Source organism: Amycolatopsis sp. YIM 10, from assembly GCF_009429145.1.
GTDB lineage: Bacteria > Actinomycetota > Actinomycetes > Mycobacteriales > Pseudonocardiaceae > Amycolatopsis.
In genome coordinates this window covers 8,624,582-8,644,489 of sequence record NZ_CP045480.1, presented here as the reverse complement: position 1 = coordinate 8,644,489, position 19,908 = coordinate 8,624,582, and the positions used below count along the sequence as shown (strand labels likewise).

The window sequence follows — 19,908 nt, the reverse complement described above, 5'->3', positions numbered from 1 at the left end:
CGTCCCTTCATTCGCTGCTAGAGCGGGATGTTCCCGTGGTGTCCCCGTCCGGCGGGCGCTGCGGCCAGCGCCTGGACGAGCCTGGCTCGAGTATTCGACGGATCGATGACTTCGTCCACCACCCCGATCGCCATCGCGCGGCCGACCCCGCCGGCGATCCGCTGTTGTTCGGCGACCAGCGCGGCCCGCAGTTCCTCCCGCTCGTGCTCGGGTGCGGCCGCCAGCTTCTTGCGGTGCAGGATGCCCACCGCCGCCTCCGCGCCCATCACCGCGACCTCGGCGTCCGGCCACGCGAACACCGCCGTGGCCCCGAGAGAGCGCGAGTTCATCGCGATGTAGGCGCCGCCGTAGGACTTGCGCGTGATGAGCGTGACCCGCGGGATGACGGCCTCGGCGAAGGCGTGCAGCAGCTTCGCGCCGCGGCGCACCACGCCGTCCCACTCCTGCCCGACGCCCGGCAGATAGCCCGGCACGTCGACGAGCACGATTAGGGGAATCCCTAGCGCGTCGCACAGCCGCACGAAACGTGAAGCCTTCTCCGCGGACAGCGAATCGAGGCAGCCGCCCTTGCGCAGCGGGTTGTTCGCGATGACCCCGACCGACCGGCCGCCGAGCCGCCCGAACCCGATCACCACGTTCGGCGCCCACTTCGCCTGCAGCTCGACGAAGTCGTGGTCGTCGAGCAGGCCGCGGACCAGCGGGTGCACCGGATACGCGCGCTTCGGCGAGTCCGGCAGGAAGGCGGCGAGGTCGCGTTCCTCTTCGACCTTGGCCAGGTCGAAGAAGCCGGGCTTGGTGAAGAACCCGGTGAGCTTGCGGGCGCTGGCGTAGGCGTCCTCTTCGCTGTCCACGGTCACGTGGACCACGCCCGACCGCTTCCCGTGTGCCTCCGTGCCGCCGAGCCCGGCCATGTCGATCTGCTCGCCGGTCACGCTGCGGACCACGTCCGGGCCGGTGACGAACACGCGCCCGGTTTCGGCCATCACGATCACGTCGGTCAGCGCGGGACCGTAGGCGGCGGCGCCGGCGGCGGGCCCGAGCACCACGGACAGCTGCGGCACCTTGCCCGACGCCCTGGTCATCGCGGCGAACATGCGCCCGACCCCGTCCATCGACTCGACGCCGTCGGCCAGCTTCGCGCCACCGGAGTGCCACAGCCCCAGCACCGGCCGCCGCTCGCGCACCGCGGTCTCGATCGCGGCGATGATGTGGTCCGAACCAGCCGCGCCGAGCGAGCCGCCCATTTTGGTGGCGTCGGTGCAGTAGACGATCACGGTGGCCCCGTCGATGCGGCCGCGTACCGAGAACACCCCGCTGTCGTCGGCTTCCTGCAGCGGGGTGATCGAGTCCTCGTCCAGCAGTTTCGCCAGGCGCACGGACGGGAGGCGGTGGTCGGCGGGTGCGTTCTGGCCAGTGGTTGCAGTCAGGGACATCGGTGGTTTCTCCGCCCGCGAAAGTGGTGGACTGGGTGGATACTGTGACCGGGCGCCCCGGTCGGCGGCCTCGGCTTCAAAGTGGCAGGCGTGATCGGGGGCGACAACCCCCTACCCGAGGTCCTTCCGGTGCGTAGGGGCCGGTTCGGGGGGTGCGGGCGACCTGGCAGGCTTGGCGGTACCGGGTGCGGTCGGAGCCCGGGTGGGATGAACTCGCCGCCGTCTGGCGTTGTAGCCGGAACGGGCGGCAGACGAGTGCAGGAGGCGGTAGTGGCGCTGGATCCGGACGAGCTGTACGAGGTGGACTCCGATGTCCCGGACCTGGCCGGGGCCGTGCTCCTGCACCACTTCGACGGGTTCGTCGACGCCGGATCGGCCGGTGGGCTGGTGGCCGAGCAGCTGCTGGCCGAGTTCGCGCACCGGGTGGTCGCGCGGTTCGACGTGGACCGCCTGATCGACTACCGCGCGCGCCGCCCGCCGATGATCTACGTCACTGATCACTGGGCGGAATACCGGGCGCCCGAGCTGGTGGTCAACCTGCTGCACGACCACGACGGCACACCGTTCCTCCTGCTCACCGGGCCGGAGCCGGACCGGGAGTGGGAACTGTTCGCGGCCGCGGTGCGGCGGCTGGTGCAGCGCTGGGGTGTCCGGCTCACGGTCGGGTTCCACGGCATCCCGATGGGCGTGCCGCACACCCGGCCGCTCGGGCTGACCGCGCACGCGACCCGGCCGGAGCTGGTCGGCGGTTACCAGCCGCTGTCGGACCGGCTCAAGGTGCCTGGCAGCATCGCCGGGCTGCTGGAGCTGCGCCTCGGCGAGCAGGGGCACGACGCGATGGGCTTCGCCGCGCACGTGCCGCACTACCTCGCGCAGGCCTCCTACGCCGCGGCCGGGCTCACCCTGCTCGAAGCCGTCGCCGACGCCACCGGCCTGGCGCTGCCCGCCGACTCCATGCGCGAGTCGGCGCGCTCCACCGACGCCGAGATCGACCGCCAGGTCGAGGAGTCGGAGGAGGTGGCCGACGTGGTGCGCGCGCTGGAGCGGCAGTACGACACCTTCGTCGACGCGGAGGCGGAGAAGGACAGCCTGCTCGCCGAGACCGTCGAGCACATGCCGACCGCGGACGAGCTGGGCTCGGCGTTCGAGCAGTTCCTCGCCGACCAGCAGGGCCCGCCGCGCCCGGACGCGTCCTGAGCGTCACCAAACCGCCTCATCGTCGAGGTCGTGCACGGTGAACGGGTTGCCCGGCGTGGCCGCGTCCGCCTCGGCGATGAGGCGGTCCTCATCGGTGGCTTCGGCCATGGTCGCCGCCTTGAGCGCGTCGAGCAGGGCCGGGTCCGACGCTCGGTAGTTCGCGCGGCCGACGCGCTCCAGCGCGCCGACGCTGAACCCGGCCAGCTCGCCGTGCACGCTCCGCGCGAACTCCGGCTCGCCCGGCCCCGACCACGTGCGCCACGTTGTCGGCCAGCCCGACGCCGCTCAGGCTCGACGGCTCCGCTGCCCGCGCAACGCCGGTTCGCGCTGCACCGAGGCCCAGATCGTGCCGCTGCTCCCGGACCCGTGCACCAGCACACAAGTGCGCACTTCCCACTCCCTCACGTTCGGTCTGGCGGAATTCCGCGGCCGCAGTGACCGGGGTCGTGGCCGGATTCACGGCACCGGCGGGCAGACTGCTCGGTGTGAGCGGAACGGTGGTGGTCCTCGGCGGCCGCAGTGAGATCGGGATCGCGGTGGCCGAGCGGCTGGTCGCGGATGGCGCGCGCACGGTGGTGCTGGCCGCGCGGCGCAGTGGGGACCTCGACGAGCAGGAGGCCGTGCTCCGCGCCGCGGGCGCGACCACGGTCGACCGCGTCGAGTTCGACGCCGACGACGTGGCCCGGCACCGCGAAGTGCTCGACGGCATCGTCGAACGCCACGGCGAGCTGGGCGTGGTGGTCATCGCGTTCGGCATCCTCGGTGACCAGCGGCGTGCCGAGGCGCACGCCGAGCACGCGCTGTCCGTGGTGCACACCGACTACGTCGCCCACGTCTCGGTGCTGACCGAGCTGGCGAACCTGCTGCGAGCGCAACGCGGCGGCAGCCTGGTGGTGTTCTCCTCGGTCGCCGGGGTGCGGGTGCGGCGCGCGAACTACGTCTACGGCTCGGCCAAGGCCGGACTCGACGGCTTCGCCAGCGGCCTCGCCGACGCGCTGGCCGGGAGCGGCGTGCGGTTGCTGCTGGTCCGGCCGGGTTTTGTGGTCGGCAGGATGACCGAGGGCATGGACCCGGCGCCGTTCTCCAGCACGCCGGACCAGGTCGCCGACGCCACGGTCAAGGCGTTGCGCAAGGGCCGCGGCGAGGTGTGGGTGCCGGGCGTGCTGCGGCCGGTGTTCTTCGTGATGCGTCACCTGCCGCGCGCGATCTGGCGCCGCCTGCCGCGTTAGGCACAGTCCGGCAAGACCGCGACGTGCCGGACAGCGCCTAACCGAGTCGCCGCCGCACGTTGATCAGCCGGGTGATGCCGAGGTCGACGTGCGCCTCGGCGCGGGCGCGGGCCAGCTCGCCGTCGCCGCCTTCGATGGCGACCAGGATGCCGCTGTGCTGCTCGACCGCCGAGACGAGGTCCGGGTCCTGCCCGTAGACCGGCAGCCACAGCAGTTCCCCGACCTCGCCCTGCAGCGTGATCTCGTCGCGGGTCAGCCGGTGGGACTGCGCCGCCGCCGCGATGCCGACGTGGAACCGCGCGTCGGCCCGCCGCCGCTCGCCGATCGTTCTCGCCGTCGCCAGGTGACCGACCAGCTTGCCGAGCGCGGCGCACTGCTCGGCCCCGGCGCGTTCGGCGGCCAGCTTCGCCGCCGCACCCGACACCGCCACGTGGTGGTCGCCGATCTCCCGCAGCTCGTGCGGGCACAGCTCGCCCAGCAGGCCACGCATGCGCGCCGCCGACGGCTCCAGCGGCGTGCGCACGAAACTGCCGCCGCCACGCCCGCGCCGTGTCTCCAGCAGTCCCTGGTCACGCAGTGACGACAACGCCTCGCGCAACGTCACCGTGGATACCTTCAGTGACTCCGCCAGCACCGACTCGCTGGGCAACTGCTCACCATCGGTGATCAGGCCGAGGCCGATCGCCCGGCTGATCCGCCTGGCCACCACGTCCACCCGGCCGCCATCGCGGACCGGGCCGAAGATCACCTGCCGCGGCGCCCCGGTCAAGCCCTTCGTGCTCACCCGCGTGCCTCCTTCCCGGAGGGCCGAAGGTAACCAGCGGGGCTTAGAAGAACCTTGGGCGCGGCATTGTCCCTGGTCAGTGTCTTGTACGCAATTTATGCGCGGACTGTCGATGCTTCTGGTCGTGGCGCCGGGGTGCTCCCGGCGGAGAAGGGACCCCTCGATGAGAGCCAGACGCGTGCTCGCCGCCGGTTTCGGACTGCTGATGGGGCTGGCCGGTGTGGTCGCCACCGCCACGCCCGCCTCGGCCGCCGGTCCGCAGCCGAACTTCCAGCTGCCCTTCCCGTGCAACCAGGCCTGGAACGGCGACAACGACAACTCGAGCGCCCACCGCGCCTACGAGATCGACTTCAACCGCGGCAGCACGCCCGGTGCCGACCTCGGCGACACCATCGTGGCCGCCGCCGCGGGCAAGGTGGTCACCTCCGCGCACCAGGGCTCCGCCAACGGGTACGGCAACCTGATCAAGATCGACCACGGCGGCGGCTGGTCCACCTACTACGCGCACCTGCAGTCCCGCTCGGTCAGCGTCGGCGCGCAGGTGTCGCAGGGCCAGAAGATCGGCACCCTCGGCAACACCAGCAAGCCGGGCAACAACATCAGCCCCCACCTGCACTACGAGGTCCGCACCACGGACAGCGCCTACCCGTCGAACATCAGGAAGGCCTACTTCAACGGCGTGGTGTTCGGTTACCCGAACCAGACGCTGACCTCGAAGAACACCTGCAGCGGCGGCGGCAACCCGAACCCGTACGAGCCCGCCGAGGTCTGCGGCACCGGCTACAACGTGATCGACCAGCAGGAACTGGGCACGGCAGGCACCGCCTACCTGCTCTACAACGGCTCGTCGAACTGCGTCGCCACGATCAAGAAGACCAGCGTCGGCACCGCCAGCGCCACCTCGGCGTTCCTCGAGGTCGAGGGCGAAGCGCGCAAGTCCGACACCGGCAGCTTCGAGTACTACGCCGGACCGGTCACCGCGTCCGCACCGGCGAAGTGCGTGAAGTGGGGCGGTTCCGCCGGGACGTTCTCCCACGAGAGCCCGTTCGAGCATTGCGGGGCATGAGTTTCCGATGAAGGCACTGGGGGCGAAGAAGAACCGGCCGGGTCTGCTCACCGAGCTGACCCTGTTGCCGGCGCTCATCATGGGGTCGCTGGTGGCCACCCCGGCGAACACCGCTTCGGCGGGCGCCGAGGTCGCCAGCACCCCGGTGTACCAGGAGCGGTCCGAGGGTTACGACTGCTTCCGGATCCCGGCGGTGGTGCGGGCGGGCAACGGCGACCTGCTCGCGTTCGCCGAGGGCCGCAACGGCGGTGCGAAGTTCTGCGCCGACGCCGGGGACATCGATCTGGTCTACAAGCGGTCCACCGACGGCGGCAAGTCGTGGGGCGCGCTGAAGGTGGTCATCGAGGGCTTCGGTGACACCAAGGGGAACCCGGTGCCGATCGTGGTCCCCGGTACCAGCCGGATCGTGCTGCTGTCCACCTACGAATGCGTCAAGGCACCCGACTGCGGCCGCAAGCCGCGGGTGTCGATCAGCGATGACAACGGCCACAACTGGTCCGTTCCGCGTGAGATCACCCAGGAACTGGGGTTCAGCACCCCGCCGCCGTGGCTGGCGACGGGACCTTCGCACGGCATCGTGCTCGCCCGGGGGGAGCACGAGGGCCGGCTGGTCGCCGGGCTGAACTACTCAATCGGTTCCGCGCATTCCGGCGCCCTGATCTACAGCGACGACCAGGGCGCCACGTGGAAGCGCGGCGCGGTGGACACCCCGGCGGCCGGGTTGAAGCCGCAGGAGATCAGCCCGATCGAACTGGCCGACGGCCGGGTCTACGCCGCCGCGCGCAACGACTGGAACAGCTCCGGCGACCGGTGCGCCAACCAGGGCAAGGACAACCGGGCGTTCGCCATCAGCTCCGACGGTGGCGCCGGCTTCTCGAAGAAGTTCGCCTTCGAACCCGATCTGATCACCCCGCCGGTGCAGGGCTCCACCGCGCGGCTGCGCGCGGTCGACGACGGTTCGCTGTACAACCGCATCCTCTTCGCCGGACCGTCCACATGCGACCGCCGCAAGGAGCTGCGGGTGCGCTCCTCCTACGACGAGGGCGCGAACTGGCAGTCACCCGGCGTGCTGGTCTGGGGCCAGGACGCGGCCTACTCCGACATGGTCCAGCTGGACGGCCGCCACACCGGCCTGCTGTTCGAAGCCGGTCCCGAGATGAACGCCAATGCCTCCATCCGCTGGGCGGTGCTGTCGGAGGCGTCGCTCGGCCTGCCCGACGGCAGCACGGCGGGCCTGCCGGTGACACCGGACGCCGCCGGGGCCAACCACGCCTACCTGCGCGGTGGCGCGACCTTCGGCACCGGCCGCATCGGCAAGGCGCTCACCCTGGACGGCAAGGACGACTACGTTCAACTGCCGTTCTCCGAAGCGCTGGCCACCGGTGGCGGAGACTTCACCTGGTCCGGCTGGTTCAACTACGGCGCTTCGACGGCGAACCAATCGCTGCTTTGGGCCTACAACCAGGGCGAGGGATTCTCCCAGGTCTGGTTGCGAGCCGAGCCCGGCGGCAACCGCCTGCGCGCGCACCTGGAGAACGGTCCGACCGGGAACATCACCGTGGACGCGCCCGGCGCGCTGAACGACAGGAAGTGGCACCACTTCGCGTTGACCCGGTCCGGTGGCACGGCTTCGCTGTACGTGGACGGAAAACTCGCGGGCTCGGCGGCGGGCCTGACCGGTTCGGTGAGCCCGGGGCGGCCGTTCTCGATCCATCTGGGCCAGCGACTCGACGGGCAGTACCGGCTGCAGGGCTCGCTCGACGAGATCCGGTTGTACGGCCGCGCGCTGACCACCGCGGAAATCGCCGCGCTGGCAACGGGATCCGGCTCCGATTCGGGACTGCGGCTGCGTTTGCCGCTTGATGCGACCGGGTGAGGCAGCGATAGGGTTCCTCCCAGACGTTCACGGCGCGCCGAAAAGCGCCGTCTGGGAGGAACTTTGCGTAGTCCAGTCAAGTTCGGCGTGCTGGCCGCTGTGCTCGCCATGGTGCCGATGGCCGGGGTCGCCACCGCGGCGCCACCGGTCGAATGGGAGACCTGCGCCGGTTCGGGTTCGCTGCCCGGCGAGTGCGCCACCATCGAGGTGCCGATCGACTGGGCGGATCCGGCGGAGGGCAGCTTCCAGCTGGCCATCGGCCGGCTGCCCGCGCGTGATCAGGCCAAGCGCGTCGGCGTGCTGTTTGTCGCGCCGGGCGGGCCCGGCTCGTCCGGCATCGACCGGTACGTGCTGAACCCCGGCATTCCCGAGGACAGCGTGCTGCGCGACCGGTTCGACATCGTCACCTTCGATCAGCGCGGGGTCAAGCGCAGCAACGAGGTCCGGTGCACGCAGGCGCTGCTCGACCAGCGTCCGGCGGAGTTCCCGGAAACCGAGGCGGAGTACCAGCAGCTGCTCGACTACAACCGCCGCCTCGGTGAGGACTGCCGCGAGCTGACCGGCGCGGTCTTCGACCACGTCGACACCGAGAGCGTGGTCCGCGACATCGACGCCATCCGCGCCGCGCTCGGCGAGGATAAGCTCAGCTTCTACGGCGCCTCCTACGGCACGCAGGTCGGCCAGCAGTACGCCGAGCTGTTCGGCGGCCGGGTGCGCGCGATGACCATCGATTCCAACATGGACCACAGCATCACTTCGGGGTCCAAGTACATCGAGACCGCGAGCGCCGATCTCGAAGGCTCGTTCCTCGCCTTCGCGGACTGGTGCGCCAGGACCGAGGACTGCGCGCTGAACGACCGCAACGTGCGCAAGGTGTGGACCGAGATCCACGCGAAGGCCGAGGCCGGGCAGCTGCCGGTGACCGCCGAGGAGCTGCGCGGTGAACTGATGAGCGGCATGTACTCGCCGGAAAAGCAGTGGTTCCCGCTGGCCACCAGGCTGGCCGAACTCGCCGACGGCACCGGTGCGCTCCCCGCGGCCGGCGAGCCGAAGGCCGAGACCGGGCAGAACTCGTACCAGGCGATCTGGTGCCAGGACTGGAAATGGGAGGTCAGCGGGGTCGGTGAGCTGCGCCGGTACGCCGAGCGCGCGAACCGCGTCGCGCCCTACACCCGCATCTCACCGTTCTGGAGCGACGTGACCAGCTGCCTCGGCTGGCCGTCGGAGGTGCGCAACCCGCAGCACCGCCTCGACGTGCGTGACGCGCCGAAGATCCTGATCACCAAGGCGAAGTACGACGTGGCCACCCCGCGGGCCTGGAACTACGAGGTGGCGCGGCAGCTGCGGAACACCGCGCTGCTGGAGTACGAAGGCATCGGGCACGGGCAGTACTACCGCAGCACCTGCGTCCGCGAGCAGGTGGAGAAGTACCTGGTGTCGCTGAAGGCCCCGGGCTTCGGCGCCCGGTGCGCCGCGGTCTGGCCGAAGGCGCCGGAACCCGCCACCACCGCGGACGGCCCGGCGGTGCGGCCGACCCACTGAAAAACAGCCGTGAGTGCGCGGGGTCGCCGCGACCCCGCGCACTCACGGTTCAACTCAGGCGCACTTCGGCGCGACGGGGTTGTCGGAGCCGGTGTAGACGTAGGTGTCGGAGATGTAGTGGCCGGTGCCGATCCGGTTCCAGATGTTGCTGGTGCCGTAGGTCCCGGTGACCGTCTCGCCCTCGACGTAGCACTCGATGAGCACCTTGGCCTTGTTCGCCGCGAGCCCCTTGACCGCGGCCGTGGTGCTGGCGCCGGCACGCACGTTCATCGGGTCGCCCGCGGTGTTCACCGTGCCGCTCGGGCCGGAGCCGGTCCACAGGTACGAGACGTTGACCCACGAGTTGTCGGTGAGCTTGAGCCCGTCCCAGAAGGTGCCGTCGGCCAGGTCGATGCCCGCCGGGTTGCCCACCTCGCGGCCGAACTCGTCCTTGCCGCCGTTGTAGTTGTCCTGGTAGGCGGCCTGCGCCTCGGGCTTGCCCTGCGGCAGGTCCTTCCACATCTGCCGCGTCGCCGACGGGTTCCAGTAGTCGTCCTTGGTGTTCCACGGGCCGACGTCCCAGACCGGCGCGTACTCGCAGCGGCTGTTGTCGGTCTTGCACACGCGCACGGTGTAGTCGCCGGTGTTCTTCGGCGCCAGTCCCCGGCGGGACGGCAGCGCGACGAAGTGGTCGCGCGACTTGATCACGTGCCCGTTGGCCGTGGTGCCGCCGACCAGGCCCTCACGGGTGGCGTAGACCTTGTAGGTGCGGGCCGCGGCCGCCTCCGCGCGGGCCTGCGGGCCCTCGTCCGCGGTGAGCTTCACGCTCGAAACCGAAGGCGCGGCGGCGGAATCCTTGGTGTAGAGGCCGATGCGGACCTGGACGGTGGTCACCGCTTCGCCGAGCACGGCCGGTTCGGCCGCGGCGGGGGTCCACTCGGTCCAGTTCTCGCCGCCGAGGTGACCGCGCACGTCCACGTCGACCGCGGCACCGGCGGGCACGTTCGCCGCCAGCTCGGCGGTGATCCGGTTGGCCGGCTTGCTCAGCGCGCGCTCGCCGACGACCAGGTAACCCTCGCTGATCGGCTGGTCCGGGGTGCGCTTCCAGGCCGGGTCGGCCAGCGCGAGCGCGTCGCCGCCGTAGCGCACGTTCAGATCGTTGTCGTCCACAGAGGACAGTGGGACGGTCCACTGGTCCCCGGCGAGCGGGGCCGCGTTCAGCGGGGCCGCGGTGAGCAGCAGCGCGATCGGGGCGGCCAGTGCCACCGCGGCTCGCGCCCCGCGTCTGTGTCCGGCGATCTTCGAGGTCCGGGCCATGCCGGCCTCCCTTCCACCAGGTGGGGAATCGGTCAGCCGAAGTCTGGGGAAGCGGTGTACACGATCGATACAAAGGAAAATCAGGCCGAGGCGATGTGCCTTCGCTTGCGCGGCGCGGCCAGCGACGGCGTGCTTGGCAGCTCGCTCATCCGCACGGCGACGGCGGCGGCCTCGGTTTCGGCGGACAGCTCCCGCCAGATCGACAGCGAGCGCTCGAAGTACCCGCGGGAGCGCTCCGGCTGCCCGAGCGCCTGGTGCAGGCGGCCGAGCAGATCGGTGACCTCGGCCTCGGAGCGCCGGTCCCCGTTGCGGCGGTGCACGCTGAACGAGTTCACCAGCAACAGCTGCGCGTAGGCCAGATCGCCGCTCTCCAGGCAGAGTTCGCCGAGGTTCTGGTTCGCGTAGCCGACGCAGTGGTCGTCGCCGAGTTCCTCGAAGATGGCGATCGACCGGTTCACCTGCTCGCGGGCCTCGGTGAGGTTGCCGCGCCGCTGGTGCAGCATGGCGATCCGCTTGAGCGCGTGTGCCTCGCGGTGCCGGTCGCCGATCAGCGCGGACAGCTCGTAGGCCTCGCCGAACCAGCGCTCGGCCTCGTCGAAGGCGTCCACCGCCAGCCAGCACGCCCCGATGGCGATCTTCGCCACCGCCTCGCCGTGCGGGTCACCGGCACGCTGGAACAGGCGCAGCGCGTCGACGCTGCGGTCCAGCGCCTGCTCGCGATGACCACTGATGCGCAGCGCGCTGCCCAGCCCGGCCAGCGCGATGGCCGCGCCGCGGTCGTCGGGGACCTGCCGGAACAGCTGGTACGACTCCTCGAAACCGGCCACCGCTTCGCGATAGCTGTCCTGGTACAGGTGGATCTGCCCGAGGTTGCGCTGCACGATCGCCTGCCCGCGGAGATCCCCGGTGCGTCGGGCGGCGGCCAGCGCGATGGTGTGCGTGTGCTGCCAGTCGGCCTGGTGCCCGCGCATGTCCAGGTACGGGGTGAAGGCCGCGGTCAGCCGCCAGGCCAGGTCGTCCAGCCCCCACTCCGCGGCCAGCGCCACCGCCGCCACCCCGGTGCGGCGCTCGGCGTCGAACCAGGCGAGCGGGTCGCCGAGCACCGCTTCGGCGTCCGGCACGCGCCAGCCCTCCGGCCCGTCGACCGCGTACAGCCCGAACACGTGCAGCGGCATCAGCGCGACCGCGCTGGTCGCCAGCGCGAGATAGCCCTCGAGCACCCGCCGGATCACCGCGCGCCGGTCCGCTTCGTTGTCGTCGACCTCGCCCTGCCTGGCCGCGTACACCCGGAGCAGGTCGTGCAGCCGGTAGTGCGGCTGGCCGTTGGCGTCGGAGCTGACCAACTCCACCAGGTGCGCGTCGACCAGCACGTCGAGCACGGCGTCGGCCTCTTCGCGGTCGAGCACGGCGGCCACCGCCCAGCCCGGGAACAGCACCGGCCCGAGCAGGCCGAGCCCGCGGAAGGCCTGCGCCGCGCCGCGCGGCAGCATGTCGTAGCTCAGGGTCACGCTGGCGTGCACGGCGAGATCGCCCACGCGCAGCTCGTCCAGCCTGCGGCGTTCGTTGCGCAGCCGGTCGGCGAGCATGCGCAGGGTCCACGACGACCGGTGGGTCAGCTTCGCGCCGACGATCCGGATGGCCAGCGGCAGGTACCCGCACGCCTTGAGGATCGCGGCGGCACTGTCCGGCTCGGCCAGCACACGCTCGTGGCCGATGATGCCGGCGAGCAGGCGCAACGCGTCCTCGTCGGGCAGCACCTCGACGTCGACGGGCCGCGCACCGGCGAGGTCGGGCAGCCGGACGCGGCTGGTGACCAGTACCGCGCACGCGCCCGCACCCGGCAGCAGCGGCCGGACCTGCGCGGCACCGCCCGCGTCGTCGAGCACCAGGCACATCCGCCGCCGGGACAACCGCGAACGGAGCAGTGCCGAGCGTTCCGCCAAGGTGCGCGGCATCGCCGAGTCCGGCACACCCAGCGCCCGCAGGATCTCCGGCAGGACGTCCATCGGGGCGCGCGGCGAGGGTGAGGTGCCGCCGAGGTCGAGGTGCAGCTGCCCGTCGGGGAATTCGGCGCGGACCTCGTGCGCCACGCGCACGGCGATGCTCGACTTCCCGACACCGGGCGCACCCGATAGCACCACGACGGTCGGGGCGCCGCTGGCCCGCTGCTGCCGGAGCAGCCCGACCAGATCGTCGATCACCTCGGTGCGGCCGGTGAAGTCGGGCAGGTCCAGCGGCAGCTGGCAGATCGGGAACGGGCTGGGCATCGCGGGCCTGGGTCCGGGCTTGGCGCCGCTGTGCCGGTTCGCCGTGAGCAGCCGGGAGTGCAGACCCTGCAGCCGGGGGCCGGGTTCGGTGTCGAGTTCGTCCAGCAGCACCTGCTCGACCTGGGCGTAGGCCTGGAACGCCTCGGCGTTGCGGCCGTCGGCGTCGAGCGCGATGATCAACTGCTCCCACAGTTCCTCGCGCAGCGGGTGGTCGGCGAGCAGTCCGCGCAGCTCGACGATGGCGTCGGTGTGGTGGCCGAGTTCGACGCGGGTCTTGAGCCGCTGCTCCTGGGTGGACAGCCGCAGTTCGTTGAGCCGGGCCACGGTGGAACCCCAGGTGTGGCTGTGCGGCAGGTCCTCCAGCACCTCGCCGCGCCACAGCGAATCGGCCTCGGTCAGCAGCTCCAGCGCCTGCTCGGGAGGAAGTTTCTGGGCTCGGGCGGCCAGTTCCTGGAAGCGCGTGGCGTCCAGCTCGCTCGAGTCGGCGGTGAGGATGTAGCCCGCGGACCGGCTTTGAATGCGTTCCGCGACATCGGCCGAACCCTCAGCGAGGCGCCGCCGCAATGCGTGCACATATGTGCGGATGTTCGCGGCTGCCGACCGCGGGGCCCTTTCCGGCCACAGCACGTCGATCAGCGCGTCCGCGGAAACCGCCACGTTCGGCTGGAGCAGCAGCGTGGCCAGCAGCAATCGCGGCTTGGGCCCGCCCAACGGCAGCACCCGGCCGGACACCGTGACCTCGAGCGGCCCCAGTACGCGAAACGAGATCGCAGTCAACAGCACCGCCCGCCTGGAGTAGAACAAACCGGATCGTATGGGGGTCCGTGATCTGTTGACTAGTGCCATTTGCGGGTATTTGCACCGGCGTGCGGAGTAGCGCGCGCGGAGTTTGTACGTATCGTGTACAACCCACTCGCACGCTGGGCCGATGAAGCCTTCCTCGATCCGCAGATCGGCCGCGAGAACGGCGGCCGTGCTCCTCGCCACCACGGCGTTGTCGCTGGTCAGCATGGTTCCGGCGATGGCGGCCGCGACCGGGACGGTGCAGACCGCCGGTGATCCGCTCAACGTCCGCCGGGCGCCCACCACCGCCGCCAGCGTGGTCCGGACCGTGGCCAACGGCGCTTCGGTGAGCATCGACTGCCAGACCACCGGGCAGTCGGTCACCGGCCCGCTCGGCACCTCGACCCTCTGGGACTACATCCCCGCACTGGGCGGCTACATCTCCGACACCTACGTCAAAACCGGCTCGGACGGCCGGATCGCGCCGGACTGCGGGGTCGGCAGCGGCAGCGCCGAGTGCTCCACCGGCGCGTGCGCGGCCGAGGGCCTCTTCCGTTCGGCGAGCCCGCGCTTCTCGGTCTGGGACCGCGACGCCGATGGCAAGTCGGCGGTTGTCGCGTACTGGCTCAAGGGCGGCGTCGGCCCGCTCTACGTCTGGAACTCCAACGGCAACGGCACGCAGGTGGACAAGGTGGTCAGCGTGCCGGCCGGCGGCTGGGTGCACTACAAGGTCTGCGTCGCGAACTACTCCGCCACCAGCCCCGTGCTCGAAGCCTGCAGCAACGGCATCACCGACTTCGCTGCTTGATCTTTTTCTTTTCTCCCGAACTTCCTACCGCAGGAGGACTCTGCCATGACTCAGGTGAATCGGCGGCTGGTGCTGCTCGGCGGCCTCGCTGCCGCCGGGTCGTTCGCCACCGCCGCGTCGGTGCCCTCGTGGGCGAGCACCCGGACCCGGATCGCCGCGCCTGCCCTCCACGACCCGTTCCAGCTGGGCGTGGCTTCGGGTGATCCGCTGCCGGACAGCGTGGTGCTGTGGACGAGACTCGCGCCGGCTCCGCTGAACCAGGACGGTTACGGCGGAATGCCGGACGCGACGTACAACGTGGACTGGGAAATCGCCACCGACCAGGCGTTCGGCTCGGTGGTGCAGAAGGGCACCGTGGCCACCAGCCGGGCGGTGGGGCACAGCGTGCACGTCGAGCCGAAGGGCCTGGACCCGGCGCGCGCCTACTTCTACCGGTTCAAGTCGGAGGGCTTCATCTCGCCGGTGGGCCGGACCAGGACCGCACCGGCCGCGGGCGCCGCGGTCAACCAGCTGAAGTACTGCATGGCGTCGTGCCAGCACTGGGAGGAGGGCTGGTACCACGCGCACCGCGGCATCGCCGCCGACAACCCGGACCTGGTCCTCTTCCTCGGTGACTACATGTACGAGAAGCCGTCCACCAACGCTTCGGTGCCGCGGGTGCGCGCGATGGCGCTGACCGCGGAGACCACCACGCTCGGCCACTACCGGGCACGGCACGCGCAGCACAAGACCGACCAGTACCTGCAAGCCGCGCACGCGGCGGCGCCGTGGATGGTGGTTTTCGACGACCACGAGGTGGTGAACAACTGGAACTCGAGCACCACGCCCGCCGCCACCGCGCGCAAGGCCGCGGCCTTCCAGGCGTTCTACGAGAACATGCCGATCCGCTCGACGGCGAAGCCGAACGGGGCGTCGATCCAGCTGTACCGGCAGTACATCTGGGGCAATCTGGCGCGCTTCCACCTGATGGACACGCGGCAGTACCGGAGTGTGCAGGCGACCGACGCGCAGGGCTGCACCACGATGCGCGACCCGAGCCGCACGCTGACCGGGAGCGCGCAGGAGCAGTGGCTGCTGAAGTCGTTCGAGACGCACCCGGCTACGTGGGACTTCCTGGGACAGCAGGTCTTCTTCGCGCAGCGTGACGGCGACGGCAAAAAGGACACCTGCGAATCACCCGATTCGTGGAACGGTTACGCGGCATCGCGGGACCGCATCACCAAGGGCTGGGTGGATCGTAAGGTGCCGAACCCGATCGTGCTGACCGGTGACGTGCACCGGCACTGGGCGGCGGATCTGCGGCAGGACTACTACGACCACAGCGACCCGATCGTCGGTTCCGAGCTGGTGACCACGTCGGTGACGAGCAACAGCGTGGGTGCGTCGCCGCCGAGTTCGACCTGGCTCTCGCACAACCCGCACGTCAAGTACTGCCTGGGGGAGCGGGGTTATGTGCGGGTGACCACCACGCCGGGGCAAATGCGAGCGGATTTCATGCGGGTTTCGAGCGCGCTGGAGCTGGATCCGGCGAAGGCGCTGATCACCGCGGACCGCAGTTATGTGGTGCAGGCCGGGACGAAGGGCCTGCAGCGGGTGTGAGGTTCAGCGTTCCACCCAGTTGTGCGACTGGGCCAGCTGCACGATCTTGCGGCGGAGCAGCACGATCTGGGAGCCGGTGAGGGTGGGCGCGGTCTCCAGCATGGCTTCGGTGAGTTCCTGGCGGAACTCGCTTTGGGAGAGCAGGTCGGCCAGTCCGTCCTCGACCACGCGCGGTGCGCGGGCGGACTGGTCCCCTTGACGGGCCGCGGCCGCCGCGGCTTCGCGATCGGCGAGGTGCACGTTGGAGGCCTTGAGCCCGCGGCCGCCGTCCTCGACGTCGAAGGTGACCGTCATTCCGGGCTGGAACAGATGCTTTTCGTCGCGAAGGTCATTCGCATGCATGAATACGTCTTCGCCACCCTCGTCCGGCGCGATGAAGCCGTATCCCCGCACTTCGTCGAACCGCAGGATCTTCCCTGAAGTCACCCAGACCACCTCAACCCCATGCACCGGTATGCCCTGTTCCCGTGCGCGAGAACGCGGGGGAGCATACCTCCGCCGGAACGGCGCGGCCATCTCACTTCCCCGGTCGAGTAATGGCAACAATGGGCGGGCGAATATGCAACATGCAGTCGGGAACATTCCCTGGCGGGCCGTGTCGCCCGGACTGCCCGTGGTTTCCCGGGGACGGGAATTTTCCGCCGCCCACGGGGTACTGGTGGGTGGGTTTTGCTCGCTATCCAGGGGAGCGCATACCCATTCCCCCGCCCAGTGGCCGGGCCCATGAGCCTTGTGCCCAACACGAGCCTTCGCCCACACGAGCCTTCGCCCACACGAGCCTTGTGCCCGCGCGAGCCTTTGCCACGCGCGAGCCTTGCCACGCACGAGCGCGCCACCTCGCCGAGCCCGCTACTCCACAAACGAGTCCGTCACTTCACGCTCAGCCCGTCACCGCGCCGAGCCCGCCCCCCCGATACTCAGCGCCACCCCACCGGGCCCGCCACCGCACATCAGCCCGCCGCCCCGCGCCCGATTGCCAAAGCCCACGTGCCCAACCGGGCCCACCCAATCAGCGACCCCACGCAGTCAGCGCGCCTCACGCTCGAACATCCAAGCCCAACGCTCGAGTCCCCAAGTTCCACGCTCGAACATCCAAGTCCCAGACGCGAACACTCCAAGTCTCGCGCTCAAGGAACAACCCGCGATCAGACAGCCAAGAGGCAGCAAGCTTCACACTCGGGCACACGCTTCCACACTCACGCGCGCATTCAAACAGCCGAATCCCACTCTCAACACGAGAGCCGCGCAACACCAGCATCGCCGAGTCCGGCCTTAACCCAGACCACCAAGTCCACAATCCCCCGCCGGATCCCTGACAAACACCCCCAACAGAGATCCACACGCAAACCCCGCCCAGCCCCCCGCTGCAACGCAGCAAGCCAAGCCCCAGGACAGCCCCCCACCCTCCCAGGGGGCGGCCCCTATCACCATCCTACCCGCCACCCCCGGCCAAAAGGCCTGGTCAGCGACCCCCTGGGGATAACCCGTCCCCTGTGGACAAACCACCGGCCACCCGAGCGCCCCGGAGTAGAATCAGGGTTGTCCGGTCAGATATCCACCCATGGTCCGGAAGTAGTCGCCGGCCGCGAGTTCCTGGTCGTCTTCGGTGCGCACCCGTTCGATCACGAGCCCGTGGTTGCGTCCCGTCCGCGCATCGGCGCCGGCGACGATCACCACGCCATCGCCTTCCGGAATGAAGATGCGGCCCGGCGTCCCGCCGTACCGTCCCTCCGAGACCGAAGCCCGAACGATCCGAAGCCGCGCGCCCCGGTGGTAGGTGAAAGCGTTCGGGTACGGGTCCGACTGCGCGCGCACCAGGCGCTCGATGTCGGCCGCGGGCCAGGTCCAGTCGATCCGGCTGTCCTCGATGGCCCGTTTGTGGAAGAAGCTCGCCTTCGACCGGTCCTGCTTGACCGGCTGCACCGTGCCGTTCTCGATCATCGACAGCGACTCGGTCACGATCGGCCCGATCAGGTCGACCGTGCGGTGGAACAGATCCGTCGTGGTGTCCTTCGGCCCCACCGGGATCGCCCGCTGCAACACGATCTCCCCGGCGTCGAGGTCCGCGTCCATCATGTGCGCGGTCACGCCGACCTCCGGCTCGCCGTTGATCAGCGCCCAGATCAGCGGGGAGAAGCCGGCGTAGGCGGGCAGCAGCGAGTCGTGCACGTTGAGCGTGCCGTGCCGCGGCAGGTCGAAGATCTCCGGCGGCAGCCAGGTGCGCCAGTTGTTCGCCACGATCAGGTCCGGCGCCACCTCGGTCAGCCTGCGCACGACCTCGTCGTCCGGCCGGTTGCGCAGGATCGTCGGGATGCCGTTGGCCTCGGCGAGGTCGGCCACCGAATCGGACCAGATCTTCTCGTACGCGTGCTCGCTCTTCGGGTGCGTCACCACCAGCACGACCTCGTGCCCACCGGAGAGCAGGGCTTCGAGGGTGCGATGCCCCCAGGTCTGGTACCCGAACATCGCTACACGCATGGGGCTCCTCAGGTCGGCTGCTGCGCAAACCGGGGCAGTTAAGCAAGCCTTGCCTAAAGTTTGCAACCGTGTCGAGCGGAGAGGTACATCACCCACGAACGTACTAGTAAAGCCTCGCCTAAGTTAGGTTAGGGTCCCCTAGGTAAGCGCCGTATTACGCCGAGGTCGCGGCCACCAGCCGCTGGAAATGGGACAGGTATGCCAGAGACGGGAACGACGCACGCCGCACCGCAGATCCCGGTCTACGACCTCGTCGGGGTCGGCTTCGGTCCGTCGAACCTCGCCCTCGCGATCGCCCTCGCCGAGTACAACGCGGGCCCCGGGGAGCCGGTGACGGCGCAGTTCCTCGAGCGCCAGCCGCGGTTCGGCTGGCACCGCGGCATGTTGATCGAGGACGCGACCATGCAGGTCTCCTTCCTCAAGGACCTGGCCACCATGCGCAACCCGACCAGCGAGTTCAGCTTCCTCAGCTACCTGCACGCCAAGGGCAGGCTGGTCGACTTCATCAACCACAAGAACCTGTTCCCGTTGCGGATCGAGTTCCACGACTACTTCGAGTGGTGTGCGGCGAAGGTCGACGACCTGGTCGCCTACGACAGCGACGTGGTCGCCATCGAGCCCGTCACCGACGGTGACGCCGTCACCTACTTCGACGTGCGCGTGCGCACCCAGGCGGGTGAGGAGTCCGTGTTCCGTGCCCGCAACCTGGCCATCGGCACCGGTCTGCGCCCCAACCTGCCCGAGGGCGTGGTGCCCAGCGAGCGGATCTGGCACAACCACGAACTGCTCTACCGGGTGGAGAAGCTCGAAGCCGCCGACCCGTCCCGGTTCGTGGTGGTCGGTGCCGGGCAGAGCGCCGCCGAGGTCACCGCCTTCCTGCACGAGCGCTTCCCGCGCGCCGAAGTGTGCTCGGTGTTCGCGCGCTACGGCTACAGCCCGGCCGACGACAGCTCCTTCGCTAACCGGATCTTCGACCCGGAGGCGGTCGACCACTTCTACGACTCGCCGGAAGCCTTCAAGCAGCGCCTCGTCGGCTACCACGCCAACACCAACTACTCCGCCGTCGACCTCGACCTGATCGACGAGCTGTACCGCCGCGTCTACCAGGAGAAGGTGCTCGGCGTGGAGCGGCTGCGCATGTTCAACGTGTCCCGCCCGGTCGAGGTGACCGAAACCCCGGACGGCGTACGCGCCACGATCGCCACCCTGACCACCGGCGAGCAGACCGTGCTCGACGCCGACGTGGTCGTCTACTCCACCGGGTACCAGCCCGCCGACCCGACGCCGCTGCTCGGTGACCTGGCCGAATTCTGCCGCCGCGACCACGACGGCAGGCTGCAGATCGAGCGCGACTACCGGCTGCGGACCGCCGACGAGGTGCGCGGCGGCATCTACCTGCAGGGCGGCACCGAGCACTCGCACGGCATCACCTCTTCGCTGTTGTCCAACACCGCGGTGCGCGTCGGCGAGATCCTGGATTCACTGCTGGCACGTCGCACGGCCGCACCCAAGCCGGAATACGCGGGTACCGGGGCCGGAACCAGGTGACC

Annotated in this window: 15 protein-coding genes; 8 read left to right on the top strand and 7 right to left on the bottom strand. The window is 70.1% G+C overall.

Annotated elements, in window-relative coordinates; genetic code table 11:
- Window positions 1-17: 17 nt before the first annotated feature.
- Entirely contained in the window at window positions 18-1,433 is a 1,416-nt protein-coding gene (locus YIM_RS40125) for an acyl-CoA carboxylase subunit beta (protein ID WP_153035332.1), read from the bottom strand.
- Between the two features lie 270 nt (window positions 1,434-1,703).
- On the opposite strand from YIM_RS40125, the gene YIM_RS40120 reads away from it, so the two are divergent.
- Window positions 1,704-2,630 (top strand): proteasome assembly chaperone family protein, encoded by a 927-nt coding sequence (locus YIM_RS40120; protein ID WP_153035331.1) that lies wholly within the window; start codon window positions 1,704-1,706, stop codon window positions 2,628-2,630.
- Between the two features lie 3 nt (window positions 2,631-2,633).
- Here YIM_RS40120 and YIM_RS40115 read toward each other — a convergent pair whose 3' ends face one another.
- Window positions 2,634-2,846, bottom strand: a complete 213-nt coding sequence (locus YIM_RS40115; protein WP_153035330.1) for a hypothetical protein — start codon at window positions 2,844-2,846, stop codon at window positions 2,634-2,636.
- A gap of 269 nt (window positions 2,847-3,115) precedes the next feature.
- Between YIM_RS40115 and YIM_RS40110 the strand changes: the two genes are divergently transcribed.
- The gene (locus tag YIM_RS40110; protein WP_153035329.1) at window positions 3,116-3,859 is read left to right on the top strand and encodes an SDR family NAD(P)-dependent oxidoreductase; all 744 of its coding nucleotides are present in this window, start codon (window positions 3,116-3,118) and stop codon (window positions 3,857-3,859) included.
- A gap of 37 nt (window positions 3,860-3,896) precedes the next feature.
- On the opposite strand, the gene YIM_RS40105 is transcribed toward YIM_RS40110, so the two are convergent.
- The gene (locus YIM_RS40105; protein WP_228004315.1) at window positions 3,897-4,643 is read right to left on the bottom strand and encodes a FadR/GntR family transcriptional regulator; all 747 of its coding nucleotides are present in this window, start codon (window positions 4,641-4,643) and stop codon (window positions 3,897-3,899) included.
- Window positions 4,644-4,806: 163 nt separating this feature from the next.
- Between YIM_RS40105 and YIM_RS40100 the strand changes: the two genes are divergently transcribed.
- From YIM_RS40100 to YIM_RS40090, 3 genes are all read left to right on the top strand, one after another.
- Window positions 4,807-5,709 carry a M23 family metallopeptidase gene (locus YIM_RS40100; protein WP_153035328.1) on the top strand — a complete coding sequence of 301 codons (903 nt, stop codon included), beginning with the start codon at window positions 4,807-4,809 and terminating at the stop codon, window positions 5,707-5,709.
- A gap of 7 nt (window positions 5,710-5,716) precedes the next feature.
- On the top strand, window positions 5,717-7,585 hold the full coding sequence (locus tag YIM_RS40095; protein WP_153035327.1) for a sialidase family protein: 1,869 nt from the start codon (window positions 5,717-5,719) through the stop codon (window positions 7,583-7,585).
- Between the two features lie 63 nt (window positions 7,586-7,648).
- The gene (locus YIM_RS40090) at window positions 7,649-9,127 is read left to right on the top strand and encodes an alpha/beta hydrolase (RefSeq protein WP_153035326.1); all 1,479 of its coding nucleotides are present in this window, start codon (window positions 7,649-7,651) and stop codon (window positions 9,125-9,127) included.
- A gap of 54 nt (window positions 9,128-9,181) precedes the next feature.
- Here YIM_RS40090 and YIM_RS40085 read toward each other — a convergent pair whose 3' ends face one another.
- Together YIM_RS40085 and YIM_RS40080 are read right to left on the bottom strand one after the other, a co-directional pair.
- Window positions 9,182-10,423: a hypothetical protein gene (locus YIM_RS40085; protein ID WP_153035325.1), complete on the bottom strand. Its 1,242-nt coding sequence runs from the start codon at window positions 10,421-10,423 to the stop codon at window positions 9,182-9,184.
- Window positions 10,424-10,503: 80 nt separating this feature from the next.
- Window positions 10,504-13,467 (bottom strand): AfsR/SARP family transcriptional regulator, encoded by a 2,964-nt coding sequence (locus YIM_RS40080; protein WP_228004314.1) that lies wholly within the window; start codon window positions 13,465-13,467, stop codon window positions 10,504-10,506.
- A 151-nt stretch (window positions 13,468-13,618) separates the two neighbouring features.
- On the opposite strand from YIM_RS40080, the gene YIM_RS40075 reads away from it, so the two are divergent.
- Entirely contained in the window at window positions 13,619-14,281 is a 663-nt protein-coding gene (locus YIM_RS40075; protein WP_153035323.1) for a hypothetical protein, read from the top strand.
- Between the two features lie 45 nt (window positions 14,282-14,326).
- Window positions 14,327-15,880 carry an alkaline phosphatase gene (locus YIM_RS40070; protein WP_153035322.1) on the top strand — a complete coding sequence of 518 codons (1,554 nt, stop codon included), beginning with the start codon at window positions 14,327-14,329 and terminating at the stop codon, window positions 15,878-15,880.
- Between the two features lie 3 nt (window positions 15,881-15,883).
- On the opposite strand, the gene YIM_RS40065 is transcribed toward YIM_RS40070, so the two are convergent.
- Together YIM_RS40065 and YIM_RS40060 are read right to left on the bottom strand one after the other, a co-directional pair.
- Window positions 15,884-16,306, bottom strand: a complete 423-nt coding sequence (locus YIM_RS40065; protein WP_153035321.1) for a cold-shock protein — start codon at window positions 16,304-16,306, stop codon at window positions 15,884-15,886.
- Window positions 16,307-17,413: 1,107 nt separating this feature from the next.
- The gene (locus YIM_RS40060) at window positions 17,414-18,358 is read right to left on the bottom strand and encodes a methionyl-tRNA formyltransferase (RefSeq protein WP_153035320.1); all 945 of its coding nucleotides are present in this window, start codon (window positions 18,356-18,358) and stop codon (window positions 17,414-17,416) included.
- Between the two features lie 198 nt (window positions 18,359-18,556).
- Here YIM_RS40060 and YIM_RS40055 point away from each other — a divergent pair, with 198 nt between their 5' ends.
- Entirely contained in the window at window positions 18,557-19,906 is a 1,350-nt protein-coding gene (locus YIM_RS40055; protein ID WP_153035319.1) for a lysine N(6)-hydroxylase/L-ornithine N(5)-oxygenase family protein, read from the top strand.
- Window positions 19,907-19,908 lie beyond the last annotated feature (2 nt).

Excerpts from the sequence above, each read along its gene's own strand:
- YIM_RS40125 (WP_153035332.1), bottom strand. The coding sequence starts at position 1,433 with ATGTCCCTGACTGCAACCACTGGCCAGAACGCACCCGCCGACCACCGC.
- YIM_RS40100 (WP_153035328.1), top strand. The coding sequence starts at position 4,807 with ATGAGAGCCAGACGCGTGCTCGCCGCCGGTTTCGGACTGCTGATGGGG.
- YIM_RS40095 (WP_153035327.1), top strand. The coding sequence starts at position 5,717 with ATGAAGGCACTGGGGGCGAAGAAGAACCGGCCGGGTCTGCTCACCGAG.
- YIM_RS40085 (WP_153035325.1), bottom strand. The coding sequence starts at position 10,423 with ATGGCCCGGACCTCGAAGATCGCCGGACACAGACGCGGGGCGCGAGCC.
- YIM_RS40075 (WP_153035323.1), top strand. The coding sequence starts at position 13,619 with ATGAAGCCTTCCTCGATCCGCAGATCGGCCGCGAGAACGGCGGCCGTG.
- YIM_RS40070 (WP_153035322.1), top strand. The coding sequence starts at position 14,327 with ATGACTCAGGTGAATCGGCGGCTGGTGCTGCTCGGCGGCCTCGCTGCC.
- YIM_RS40060 (WP_153035320.1), bottom strand. The coding sequence starts at position 18,358 with ATGCGTGTAGCGATGTTCGGGTACCAGACCTGGGGGCATCGCACCCTC.
- YIM_RS40055 (WP_153035319.1), top strand. The coding sequence starts at position 18,557 with ATGCCAGAGACGGGAACGACGCACGCCGCACCGCAGATCCCGGTCTAC.